Annotated in this window: 12 protein-coding genes; 7 read left to right on the plus strand and 5 right to left on the minus strand. The window is 67.8% G+C overall.

Annotated elements, in window-relative coordinates; translation table 11 throughout:
* Positions 1-37: 37 nt before the first annotated feature.
* Entirely contained in the window at positions 38-733 is a 696-nt protein-coding gene (locus ING98_00115; protein ID MCA3100255.1) for a cyclase family protein, read from the plus strand.
* Positions 734-790: 57 nt separating this feature from the next.
* Here the strand turns inward: ING98_00115 and ING98_00120 are convergent, their stop codons facing one another.
* The 3 genes from ING98_00120 to ING98_00130 are packed head-to-tail and all read right to left on the minus strand — an operon-like array spanning position 791 to position 3,930.
* Positions 791-1,777, minus strand: coding sequence for a tripartite tricarboxylate transporter substrate binding protein (locus ING98_00120; protein ID MCA3100256.1), 987 nt, complete (start codon positions 1,775-1,777; stop codon positions 791-793).
* 60 nt (positions 1,778-1,837) lie between these two features.
* Complete coding sequence (locus ING98_00125) at positions 1,838-2,833, minus strand: tripartite tricarboxylate transporter substrate binding protein (protein ID MCA3100257.1); 996 nt, start codon at positions 2,831-2,833, stop codon at positions 1,838-1,840.
* Between the two features lie 23 nt (positions 2,834-2,856).
* Complete coding sequence (locus ING98_00130; protein MCA3100258.1) at positions 2,857-3,930, minus strand: substrate-binding domain-containing protein; 1,074 nt, start codon at positions 3,928-3,930, stop codon at positions 2,857-2,859.
* 265 nt (positions 3,931-4,195) lie between these two features.
* Here ING98_00130 and ING98_00135 point away from each other — a divergent pair, with 265 nt between their 5' ends.
* From ING98_00135 to ING98_00160, 6 genes are all read left to right on the plus strand, one after another.
* A complete protein-coding gene (locus ING98_00135; protein ID MCA3100259.1) occupies positions 4,196-5,209 on the plus strand; it encodes an amidohydrolase in 1,014 nt (337 codons plus the stop codon).
* Position 5,210: 1 nt separating this feature from the next.
* Positions 5,211-6,368: an acyl-CoA dehydrogenase family protein gene (locus tag ING98_00140; GenBank protein MCA3100260.1), complete on the plus strand. Its 1,158-nt coding sequence runs from the start codon at positions 5,211-5,213 to the stop codon at positions 6,366-6,368.
* Positions 6,369-6,372: 4 nt separating this feature from the next.
* Positions 6,373-7,953 (plus strand): AMP-binding protein, encoded by a 1,581-nt coding sequence (locus tag ING98_00145; protein ID MCA3100261.1) that lies wholly within the window; start codon positions 6,373-6,375, stop codon positions 7,951-7,953.
* Positions 7,954-8,021: 68 nt separating this feature from the next.
* Positions 8,022-8,804 (plus strand): citryl-CoA lyase, encoded by a 783-nt coding sequence (locus ING98_00150; protein MCA3100262.1) that lies wholly within the window; start codon positions 8,022-8,024, stop codon positions 8,802-8,804.
* A gap of 35 nt (positions 8,805-8,839) precedes the next feature.
* The gene (locus ING98_00155; GenBank protein ID MCA3100263.1) at positions 8,840-9,262 is read left to right on the plus strand and encodes an acyl-CoA thioesterase; all 423 of its coding nucleotides are present in this window, start codon (positions 8,840-8,842) and stop codon (positions 9,260-9,262) included.
* Positions 9,263-9,266: 4 nt separating this feature from the next.
* Positions 9,267-10,046: an enoyl-CoA hydratase/isomerase family protein gene (locus ING98_00160; protein ID MCA3100264.1), complete on the plus strand. Its 780-nt coding sequence runs from the start codon at positions 9,267-9,269 to the stop codon at positions 10,044-10,046.
* Between the two features lie 9 nt (positions 10,047-10,055).
* On the opposite strand, the gene ING98_00165 is transcribed toward ING98_00160, so the two are convergent.
* Both ING98_00165 and ING98_00170 read right to left on the minus strand, forming a co-directional pair.
* On the minus strand, positions 10,056-10,802 hold the full coding sequence (locus ING98_00165) for a 3-oxoacyl-ACP reductase FabG (GenBank protein ID MCA3100265.1): 747 nt from the start codon (positions 10,800-10,802) through the stop codon (positions 10,056-10,058).
* Complete coding sequence (locus ING98_00170; GenBank protein MCA3100266.1) at positions 10,803-12,158, minus strand: MmgE/PrpD family protein; 1,356 nt, start codon at positions 12,156-12,158, stop codon at positions 10,803-10,805.
* Positions 12,159-12,168: the final 10 nt, after the last annotated feature.

Below are 12,168 nucleotides of genomic sequence, written 5' to 3' on the forward strand. Positions count from 1 at the left end.
GCAACCTGCCCATCGTCGCCAACCTCAGGAGGTCCGCATGACATTGCCCATCGGTCGCATCGTCGATATCAGCCTTGAAGTAGACGAGAAGAATTTCCGCATGCAGGTCATGGAAGGCTTCAAGCGTGACATGCAGTTCGAGGTCGAAGTCATCAAGGAACACGATGCGGAGAAGGGCATCGGACAGATCGTCCGTGGCGTCCACATGCGGTTGCATGCGGGAAGCCACATCGATGCACCCGAGCACTTCGTCAAGGGCGGCAAACAGGTGCATGAACTCCCGCTCAGCACGTTCGTGGGCGATGCCGTGGTAGCCAACTTTTCCGACAAGAAGGCTGCGGAAGGCATAACGGCCGAGAACCTGGAAGTCCGCATCGGCGACAAGATCAAGCGAGGGGACCGGTTGCTCATCCGCACGGACCTGAACAAGCGCTACTTCGACATGGAGATCGACGAGTGGAAGAAGGTCACGCCCCACCTCACACCCGATGCGCTGCAGTGGGTGATCGACCGCGGCATCGTGCTCGTAGGGGTGGACTTCTACCACGGGGCGAAGGCGCCAGGGCAGACCCGCAACTCCCTCGCGCGCGTGCTGCTGGAGGCAGGCGTCGTCACGATGCCCTACCTGACCAACCTCGACCAGATATCGAAGGATCGGGTAACGCTGGTCGCGGCACCGCTGAAGATCATGAACGTGGAAGCAACCCCGGTGCGGGCCCTCGTCATCGAATAGCCCGCCACGTCCGGGCTTTCGACGGCGGTAGCCCTTGACGCAGGCACCGCTTCGGGATCAATCGATGCGAATGCCTGCAGCCTTGACCGTCTTGCTCACGCGGGCGGTTTCGGCACGCAGGAAGTCCCGGAACTCGGTCGGGGAACTGCCGATCGGATCGAACCCGAGGCCGATCACCTGGTCGCGCGTTTCGGGATTCGCGAGCGCGCTTGCGATTTCGGCATGCAATCGCTGGATCACCGCGGCAGGTGCATTGCTGCGCGTGACCATGCCGTTCCATACGGCCGATTCGAAGCCCGGCAGGCCGCTGGCCGAAAGCGGTGCCGCCGACGTAAGCTGGGCGCTGGGCTTCTGCGCGGCGACACCAATGGCGCGCAGGCGCCCGGCCTTGATGTGCTGCGCTACCGGGGCAAGTCCGATGAACAGGATCTGGATCTGTCCGGTGATAAGATCGGTGATCGAGGGCGGATCGCCCTTGTAGGGCACATGCACGATGTCGATCGCGGCCTGGGTCCGCAGCATCTCACCGGCCAGGTGGTTGCTGGTGCCGTTTCCGGCCGAGCCGAAGCTGAGCTTTCCCGGGTTCTGTTTCGCGTAGGCGATCAGGTCGCGCACGGACTGCACCGGCAGGGATGGTGTGACCAGCAGCAGGTTGGGCGATGAGGACATCAGCGATACCGGCGCGAAGTCACGCTCGCTGTCGTAGGGCAGGCGTGCCAGCAAGCTGGGGTTGGCGGTGAATGCAGCCGTCACGACCAGCATCGTGTAGCCGTCTGGCGCCGCCTTGGCCGCGATATCCGTCGCGGTGACGGTCCCGCCGCCGGGGCGGTTGTCGAGCACCACCGGCTGGCCGAACGTGCTCGCCAGCCGAGCCCCGACCAGGCGGGCGATGGTGTCGGTCGCCCCGCCCGGTGGGAACGGAACGATCATGCGCAGCGCGCGCTGGGGGTAGACGTCGGCGGCCTGCGCCGGTCGCACGCCAAGGACGGCGAGCGGGGCCAGCACGGCCACGGAGAGCGCGGTGCGACGTTTATTGGCGATCATGGGTGTTCTCCTGTGACGCGGGGCGAGCGAGGGCGGGTGACCGGTGCGACGGCTTGCGCACTACTCCGGCTTGACCTTGGCTTCCCTGATGACCTTCGTCCAGCGGGCGAGGTCTTCCTTGAGGAAGACGCCGAGTTGCTCCGGCGTACTGCCACTGACCACGGTGGCGAACTGGTTGAACAGGTCGCGGACGTTGGTGCCGGCCAGTGCCTTGAGCGTCGCGGCGTTCAGCCGGTCGATGATCGGGCGGGGGGTAGCGGCCGGGGCGAGCAGCGCAACGAAGGTGCTTGCCTCGTAGCCGCGCACACCGGCTTCTTCGAGCGTGGGCACGGTGTCGATCCAGGGTGCGCGCCTGGGCGTGGTGACCGCCAGCGCGCGCAGCTTACCGGCCCGGATGAAGGAAAGCGACGAAGAGAGCGGGTCGAAGGCGACGGCGACATGGCCTGCCATCAGGTCGGCGAGCGCCGGGCCGCTGCCCTTGTAGGGCACATGTACCAGGCGCGTTCCGGTCAGCACCTGGAACTGTTCGCCTGCCAGATGCGCCGAGGTGCCGATGCCGGGGGAGGCGACCGTGACCTGGTTCGCTCGGGTCTTGAGCAGTCCGACCAGTTCGCCTGCGGTGCGTGCCGGGATAGTGGGATGGACCACCAGCACGATCGGCGTGTAGCCGAGCATGCTGATCGGCGCGAAGTCGCGCAGCGGGTCGTAGGGCACCTTGGGATACAGCGCGGGGCCAACGGTCAGGGGTCCGTTGGAGCCGAGCATCAGCGTGTAGCCGTCCGCCGGTGCGCGGGCGACCAGTTCGGCGCCGATCAGGCCGCCGGCACCGCCGCGGTTATCCGGGACGGTGCTTCCTCCGAGGGTCTCGGCGAAGGCCTGCGCGATCGTCCGGCCAGCGATGTCGGCAAAGCCCCCGGTGGCGAACGGGATGATCAGGCGGATCGGCTTGTCGGGATAGGACTGGGCCTGTGCCAGCGTGGCGAGCCCGAGCCCTAGCGCGATCGCACCGAGCCCTGCGCCGCGCAATGCACTCTGGTGCCGGACGAGTCGTTTCATGACGGTCTCCTGTCTCGAATCCACTAGGCGACGGAGCGCTCCCGCTTGGGCTTCGCGGTGGCGGTCCGGTACTGGTTGGCCAGCGCCGGGCGGCGCGGGCCGTCGGAGGAGCGCACGATGAGCTCCGGTACCCACACTTCCTGCAGTTGCCGGGCGGGCGTGCCGGCGAGGGAAGCCATCAGCATCTGCACCATCCGGTGCCCCGCCTCGCGCGTCTGCGCGGTGAAGCTGGTCAGCGGTGGGTCGATCAGGGCACCGATCGGATGGTTGTCGCCACCGATCACACCGATGTCGAGTCCGGGCCGCAAGCCCCGCTGGGCGATCATGCGCATCACGCCCAACGCCATCAGGTCATGGCCGCATACGATGGCCGTGGGCGGATTGGGCGCGCCGAGCAGGAGCCCGGCGGCGCGTGCGCCGCCTTCTTCGGTCAGCGCTTCCTCGACCTGCAGGACTGGATCGAAGGCGAGGCCGGCCTGCGAGAGCGCCTGCGCATAGCCCGTGCGCTGGTGGTGGGTGAACATCAGGTCGCTCGGTCCGGTGATCTGGGCGATGCGTCGATGGCCCAGCGCGATGAACCGGGCGCAGCCAGCGTTTCCGACTACGGTGTGGTCGATGTCGATGCACGGATAGGCCTTCGGCGACTCGCTGCGACCGAAGGCGACGAACGGGACCTTGCGCTCGAGCAGGTAGGCGATGCGCGGATCGTTGCGGCGGGTGCGGGCGAACAGCACGGCGTCCACCCGGTGCTGTTCCACCAGCCGCACGAAGCACTCCATCTCGCGCTCGGGGCTGCGGGCCGAGGCGATGATGGTCTGGTAGGGCGTTCCCTCGAGGGCCTCGTCGATGCCGGTGAGCATGTCGAGGAAGAAGGGGTGGGCGAAATGCGCCTGCGGCGCGGAAAGTACGAAGCCGATGGTGTCGGCGGTCTGCCGGCGCAACCGTCGACCGGCCGGGTCGGGGGTGAACTGTCGCGCCGCGGCCGCTGCCAGCACCCGGGCACGCGTCTGGGCGTTCACGTCGGCGCGGCCGTTGATCGCCTTGGATACGGTGCTGGGCGACAGTCCCAGTTGCCGGGCGAAATCTGCGAGCGACAACGGTTTGCGGACCGCGGTGCCGGCTCGGGAACGGGCCGCGGCGGTCGCTGGGGACGGCGGGGGCGATGAGGAGCCGGATCGCATCCGGACAGTCTACGTCGAAAACGTTTTCGTGCCTATCCGGGTCTGGCATCTGCGGCGTCCGCCGCGGGTGCTCCTCGAAGCCATGCCCGGGCTTGACCCGCTGCGATGAAGTCTCCTATGCTTCCGAAATCGTTTTCGAATCCGGGCCGAGCCCATTGCCGGCCCGCTGCGAGGAGCTGCCGTGATCGTCGACATGCATGCCCATGCGCTCAGTGAGCGCTTCATCGTTGATCTCGCGCACACGCCGGTGGCGGGCCTGCGCAGCCAGAGGGAAGGCGAGTACTACGCGATCCGCCGCGCCGGTGACGATCGCAAGAGCACGCTGGATCCGCATCTGTTCGACATGGAAACGCGGCTGGCAAGCCTCAAGCGGCGCGGGGTCGAGCGCCAGCTGTTCGGGCCGCCGCCCTTCCTCGTGTCCTGGCCGGGCGGTGCGGCCAGCGTCGAGCTGGTACGCGCGCTGCATGCGGCGCAGCGTTCGATCGCGGCCGAGTCCGAAGGGCTGATGGAGCCGATCGCGGTGCTCGCGCTGGGCGAGCCGGAGCGCTGTGCCGAGGAACTGCAGCGCGGCTACGACGAGTACGGCTTCCGCGCGTTGATCATGCCTTCCTCGGCCGGGGGACGCCCGCTCGATGATCCGATCTTCGAGCCGCTGTTCGCGCTGATCGAGCGACTGGGCCTGGTGATCTTCATGCACCCGACCACCGCGGTGGCCTCCGACCGTTTCGGGATGTACGGCATCCATGTGCTGGTCGGGTTCCCGTTCGAGACGACGCTCGCGGTGACGAGGCTTATCTACAGCGGCGTACTCGAGCGGCATCCGGATCTCAAGCTGGTGCTGGCGCACGGTGGTGGCGACCTTGTGTTCCTGCGTGGCCGACTCGATTCGGCCTACGAAGCGACCGGATGGGAGGCCGATCCGTACTTCCGCCAGCACATCACGCAGGCGCCAAGCAAGTACCTCGACCGTCTGTACTACGACACCTGCGCACTGTCCGAGGACAGCAACCGTTTCGTGATCCAGACCATGGGTACGCAGCGGGTGGTGTTCGGCAGCGACTATCCCTTCGACATCGGCGATCCGGAAGGGCGGCGTTCGGTGCCTGTGGTCGACGCGCTGCCGGCGGCCGACCGCGAGCAGGTGTACAGGCTCAACGCGCTGCGCCTGCTGGGCGATCGGCCCCCGGCTGCCTGAAATGGCCGCCGAGGAGACGCTGTCGGCGGAGGACGTCGCGCTGATCCGGCAGACCGCGCATCGCTTCGTGCGCGAACGTCTGGTGCCGCTTGAGGCCGGGATCGATGCGGCCGACGAGGTGCCAGCGGGGCTGCTGGCGGCGCTGCGCGCCGAGGCAAATGCGCTCGGTCTGTACGGGTTCAACCTGCCGGCCGCGCTGGGCGGGCCCGGCCTGCCGGTCGAAGCGCGCCTGGCCGTGCTGGAAGAACTGACCTATACGTCTGTGCCGTTGTCGGAAGTGCTGGGCTACCTGCCACTGTCGTTGCGCTTCTGCAGTCCGACGCAGTGCCAGACGTTGCTGCCGGCCCTTCGCTGTGGTGAGCAGACGATGACCTATGCGCTGACCGAGCCCGGTACCGGTTCGGATCTGTCGGCGCTGCGTACCCGGGGCCAGAAGGTCGAGGGCGGCTGGCAGTTGAACGGCGCAAAGCAGTTCATCTCGCATGCCGAGACGGCCGATTTCATCCTGGTGCTGGCACTCACCGATGCGACGGCCTCCTTGAAGGGTCGGCTGACGACGTTCCTCTTGCGCAAGGGCAATCCCGGCCTGGTCGGCATGACTCGCTACAGGAAGATGGGCTGGCGTGGCTATCACCTGAACGGCTTTTCGCTGGAGAACTGCTTCGTGCCGGACGAGGACCTGCTGGGTGCTCCCGGCCAGGGATTCGCGGTGATGATGGAATCGATCAACCATGACCGGATCTTTTCGGCCAGCCGGTCGCTCGGGCTCGCGCGCCGGGCGCATGAGCTGTCCTGCGCGTATGCGAAGGAGCGGCGCGCATTCGGTGCGCCGCTGGCCGACCATCAGGCGATCCAGATGATGATCGCCGACAACGACGTGGAGATCGCCGCCGCCCGGCTGCTGATCGGCGAGGGTGCGCGCAGCATCGATCGCGGAGCGCCCGATGCGCGCATCGCCGCCGCGCGCGCCAAGCTGTACGCGAGCGAGATGGGCTGCCGGGTCGCCGACCGGGCGCTGCAGATCTTCGGAGGCATGGGCTACATGGCCGAGTTGCCGCTGGAGCGCTTCTATCGCGACGCGCGCGCGTTTCGTATCGGCGAGGGGACCTCCGAGATGCAACGCATCCAGATCGCACGCAGTGCCCTTGCCTCTGCCTGATGCCATGACGCTCCCGGATACGGTGTCCTTCGATGCTGCGCGCCCGGCGTTCAACGACCGGTTCGAGTCGCTGCTGGCAACCGATCCGGCGAGCGCCGCACTGGTGCTGGGCGACAGCCAGTCGACGCGTGCCGAGTTGGTGGCCGCAGCGCGGGCGTTTGCCGCGCTGTTGCATGCACGCGGCATCGGCCGCGGCGACGTGATCAACGTCTGGTTGCCGGATGGTGCCGCCTGGCTGCAGTGCCTGTTCGGGGCAGCGCAGCTGGGCGTGCTGGTCGTGCCGATCAGTACGCGCTACCGCCGGGAGGAGGCGCGCCATGTGATCGTCACCTCGCGCTCGCGCCTGCTGCTGGTACCCGATGCCTTCCTTTCCTTCGACTATGCCGGCGAGGCGCGCGAGATCTGCCGCACGTCCGAGGCACCCCCGGCGGTGCTGGTCGTGGATACCGAACGGGGCTTCATCCCGGTCGATCCCTCGTTGCCCGAGGCACCGTACACCGGTCAGCCCGAAGATCCGCTGTGCACGTTCAGTACCTCGGGCACCACCGGGCTTCCAAAGCTCGCGATGCACGACCAGCGCGGCATCGCGATCCATGCGCTGACCATCGCGGCCCGGGCCGACATACGGTCGGGGGACCGGATGCTCTGTGCATTGTCGCTGTACGGGGTGCTCGGCTTCAACCAGGCGATGGCCGCGCTGGCCGGCGCGGCGACCTGCGTGTTCCTGCCGGTGTTCAAGCCACAGGATGCGATTGACGCGATGGTGCGCCACCGGGTCACGCATTACTTTGGCTCCGACGGCCTGTTCGCCCCGGTGCTCGCGGGCGCGCCCGGTCGATACGATCACTGGCGTTTCGGGGGCTTCGCCGAGTTTGCCGGCATGGGGCGGGCGGTGATCGACCAGGCCGAGAGCGACCATGGCACGCGGCTGGTTGCCGTCTATGGCTCGTCCGAATGCTTTGCGCTGATGGCGATGCGCAGCCCCGAGTCGCCGGCTGCCGAACGGGTGCTGCCAGGGGGTGCGCCGGTGTCGCCGGGTATCGCCTTCCGGGTGGTGGACCCGGTCACGCGCGCACCGCTGCCCGATGGCCAGCAGGGCGAGTTGCAGGTACGCGGGTACAACGTGATGACCGGCTATGTGAACAACGCGCAGGCTACGGCCTCGGTGCTCGATGCAGAGGGCTGGTACACCACCGGTGACCTGGCCTACAGCGAGCAGGAGGGTCGCGCCTTCGTCTACCTGGCACGCTTGAAGGACAGCCTGCGACTGCATGGCTACCTGGTCGATCCGGGCGAGATCGAAGCGTTCCTGTGCACCCATCCGCAGGTCGCCGCCGCGCAGGTGGTCGGTGCCAACCGCGCGGGGGAGGGTGATGTCGCGGTGGCGTTCGTGATCGCGCACCCCGGAGCCGCGATCGACCCGGCGGCGCTCACGGCCTGGTGCCGACAGGGCATCGCCGGCTTCAAGGTTCCGGGTCGGATCGTGGTGGTAGACGCGTTCCCGCAGACGGTCGGACCCAACGGCACCAAGATCCAGAAGAACCGGCTGCGCGAGCAGGCACAGGCGCTGCTCGCGGCGTCCTGAGCGTCATCCTTCCGTTCGTGTCGACCGATTTTCCTTAGACTTCATCGCAGGCTGCATCGAGGAGTGTCATGAAACGAGGCGAAGTGCGTTCCGATATCGCGTGGGCCGATCCCACCCGGGTGGTCATCCATGGCCTGGACCTTTGCAACGAGATCGTAGGCAAGGTCGATTTCGGGGACATGGCCTTCCTGCAGATCTTCGCGCGGCTGCCCGCCGATGAAGCAGAGCGCCGGATCTTCAATGCGATGATGGTGATCCTTGTCGAGCATGGCATCACGCCGTCTTCGCTCGCCACCCGGATGACCTACTGCGGTGCACCGGAAGCGGTCCAGGCCGCGGTCGCCGCGGGCCTGCTCGGGCTGGGCTCGGTGTTCGTGGGCTCGCTCGACAATGCGGCGCAGATGCTGCAGGAGGCGATCCCCGACAAGCGTGCGCCTGGCGACATCCCGGCGATGGCCAAGGCGCTCGTAGCCAGCTACCGGCAGAAGAAGCAGATCATCCCGGGCATCGGGCATCCGTTCCACAAGCCGGTGGACCCGCGTACCGGGGCGCTGTTCAAGGTCGCACGCGACACCGGCTATTTCGGCCCCTATGCCGAACTGATGACGGCCATCGGTGCCGAGGCCGAGCGCGTCACCGGCCGCGAGTTGCCGGTCAACGTCACTGGCGCGATGGCGGCCGTGGCCTCGCAGATGGATATCCCGTGGAAGGTGTGCCGTGGACTGGCGGTGGCCGCGCGTGCGATCGGCCTGGTCGGCCACATCCTCGAGGAGATGCGCAATCCGATGGCCGATGAGCTGTACCTGCGCATCGAGCACGAGGCCACTGCGCACATGATCCCGAAGCCGTGACTACCAGTGCCGGTGCTCCGAGAGCCCGAGCGGCGCTGCCGCCGCGCGAGCGCTTTGCCTGTTGGACGCGCGAGAAGCTGCGCAACCGCGACACCGACCAGTTCGGGCACGTCAACAACGCGGCCATCGCGACCTTCATGGAAGCCGGCCGCATGGAGCTGTTCGCAGGCGTGGAGATGGGCGGGGCGAACATCCTCGTCGTGCGGATGCTGAGCGAGTTCCACCGTGAGCTCTTCTACCCTGGCGAGGTCGATGTCGGGACCGCGGTGAGCGGCATGGGCAACTCCTCGTTCAGCGTCGAGCAGGGCCTGTTCGATGCCAAGGGATGCGTCGCCACGGGCGAGGCGACCTGCGTGTTCTTCGATTCGGCGGCCGGGCGGCCGGTGCGCATACCCGATGCGGTGCGCGAGCAGCTCGCACGCCATCGGCCACGTGCCGATACGGCCCCGGGGACATGACTCGATGAGCGTTCCGGAACCCTCGCCGCCCGCAGTCGAGTATGTGCTCGACGGTCCGCTGGCCGTACTGCGCCTGAATGCGCCGCGTCGGCGCAACGCGTTGTCGCGGGCGATCGTGTCCGGCATGCTGGCGGCACTCGATCGTGCGCGCGCGGACAAGGCACGCGCGATCCTGATCACCGGGGCCGGACGGGTGTTTTCGGCCGGCGCGAACATCGAGGATCTGCAGGGCGGCTGGCTCGAGGGGACCGATGAGGAAACCGATCCGACGTTCCTCTTCCGCGCGCTCATCGAGGAAACCCGTCTGGTGATCGCCGCGGTGCAGGGTCCGGCGGTCGGCGGCGGCTTCGAACTGACGTTGTGCTGCGACCTGGTGGTAGCCGCGGACACGGCGTTCTTCCAGCTGCCCGAACTGGGGCTGGGCGTGATCCCGAACACCGCGGTGGCCCGGCTGGCGCAGATCGTCGGCCTGCGTCGCGCGATGCATATCATCCTGACCCGTCGCCGTGTCTCGGCGCCCGAGGCGCTCTCGCTCGGGCTGGCAAGCGAGATCGTCACGGGCGATCGCCTGCTTGCCGCCGCGCGCACGCTCGCGCTGACGGTCGTCGGCACTGCACCGCCGGGTGCACTGTCGGTAGCCAAGCGCGCAGTCCAGCACCATGCGCAGATCGACTGGGCACATGTGCTTGCTTCGCTGCAGGCGGTGCCGCATGACGAATGGCAGGAAGGGCTGGACGCGTTCCTGCAGCATCGCGCGCCCGATTACGACCGCTTCTGGACCTAGCGGCGGCGTTCAGTTGTTCATGTACAGGCCACCGTTCACGTGGAGCGTCTGGCCGGTGATGTAGCGGCCCCTGGGTGCGCACAGCATGCGCACCAGATGGGCCACCTCGTCCACCTCTGCGAACCGTTGCAGCGGGATGCGCTTCGGGTCCGATTTCGACGGGACACTGCGTACCGTGTTGACCGGCCCCGGCGCGATGCAGTTCACGGTGATGCCGTGCTTCGCGCCCTCGAAAGCCAGCGCGCGGGTCATCCCGGCGAGACCCGCCTTCGCGGCCGAGACCGGTACGCGTCCGTCGTAGGGCATGTGGCCGGCGGAGCCGCCGATGTTCACGATGGTCCCACCGCCCTGCCCGATCATCAGCGGATAGACGGCCTTCATGCACAGGAACGGCGCCTCGAGCGCGACGGTCACCGTCTTTCGCCAGTCCTCCAGGGTCAGGTCTTCGAACGGCTTCACGCCGTGCGTGTTGGCGTTGTTGACCAGGATGTCGATCCGGCCCCAGCGCTCGACCACGGCGGCGACCATCCGCTCGACCTGGGCCGGGTCGGTGACATCGCCGATGGCCAGCATCGCCGTTCCGCCCGCCGCTGCGATCTGCCGCACGGTCTCGCTCGCGTCCGGACTCGCCTGCCGGGCATTGATGGCCACCCGGGCGCCCTGCGCCGCCAGTGCCTGTGCGATCGCGCGGCCGATGTTGCGTGAACTGCCGGTGACCAGGGCAACCGCCCCGTCCAGTTCACAGGTGGGATCCATCTAGCCTCCTGTGCCCGCCACGGTGGCCGGGAGCGTGGCGAAGTCGTCGAGCGTATCGATGCGCCAGCAGTGGTCGAGGGCTGCGTCGACGTTCGCCGACGGCAGGACACCGTCGGCGAGCGCACGGAACTTCGTTTCCAGCGCGGCGTCGCTCAGCGGATTGTCCAGGGTGCCGACGGCATGCGCCACCGTGTATTCGAACACGCGGCCATCGGTGGTCGTCACCTGCACCCAGGCCTGATCGCGCCGCAGCGCGGGGTCGGACTCGGCGTGGATGCGCGCGCGCAGGGACAGCACCTGCGCATCGTTCACCCGACCGTCCTGGAACTGCCGCTCGCCGCCGGCGCCGTCGGCCAGTGCGACCGCGGCGCAGTGGAACACGCTGAACTTGCCTTCCAGGCCGGTGCGCGGTGCCGGATTGCCGGTGATCTTGAGCACGATCGGATGCAGCCGCAGCGCGACCCGCGCGACCTCGGTGGCCAGCAGTGCGTGGCGCTCGCGCACCTGGATGCAGGCGTCGATCGCCGCATGCAGGACGATGCCGCAGGCGAAGGGCTTGAAGGTCACATACGACAGCTCATAGGTGTCGCCGAGGCCTGCGATGATCGGCGTGGGATCGGACCCGGGCAGGTAGACCTGGGCGAAGCCACGCGGAGCCTCGATCGAGCGATCGGAACTGGTGAATCCTTCCTCGGCGAGAAGCGCAGCCAGCAGGCCGCTTTCGGCTGCGCGGCCGCAGTTGAAGCTCTTGCACATGGTGCCGAACATCTCGCGCAGGCCGCTGGACTGGGTGGCGGCGATGCCTAGGGCCCAGGCCATGCGCTGTTCGTCGAGGCCAAGCAGCTTGCCGGCGGCGGCCGCCGCGCCGAACACGCCGGTAGTGCTGTTGGTGAACCAGCGGGCGTTGTCGGTCAGGTACACCGCATTGGCGATCCGGCACTCGACCTCGATGCCGAGGATGAATGCGTGCAGTACGTCCCTGCCGTGGCTGCCCCGGTGTTCGCCCAGCGCGAACGGTGCCGGTGCCACCGCGGCCGTCGGATTCAGGTTCGTGTTGCGCGGCTGGCCATCATCGAAGTCGTGCACGTGGGACGAGATGCCGTTGATCAACGCGGCCGACATCAGGTCGCTGGCGCGTCCGCGGGCGATCACGGTGGACTGCGGCGGCCCGGCGAAGCGTTCGCGCACCCGCAGGGCCGCATCGACCGCCGGATGCGTCGAACCACCCACCGCGCATCCGAGCCAGTTGAGCAGGGCGCGACGACCCTGGTGCACGACCGAAGGCGGCAGGTCCGAGAAACGGGACTCGACGACGAAGCGGGCCAGCGTGCGGGTGATCGGGGGCGTGTCGGTCATGGCGCGGCGC

Source organism: Rhodocyclaceae bacterium (assembly GCA_020248265.1).
In the GTDB taxonomy this organism is placed as follows: domain Bacteria; phylum Pseudomonadota; class Gammaproteobacteria; order Burkholderiales; family CAIKXV01; genus CAIKXV01.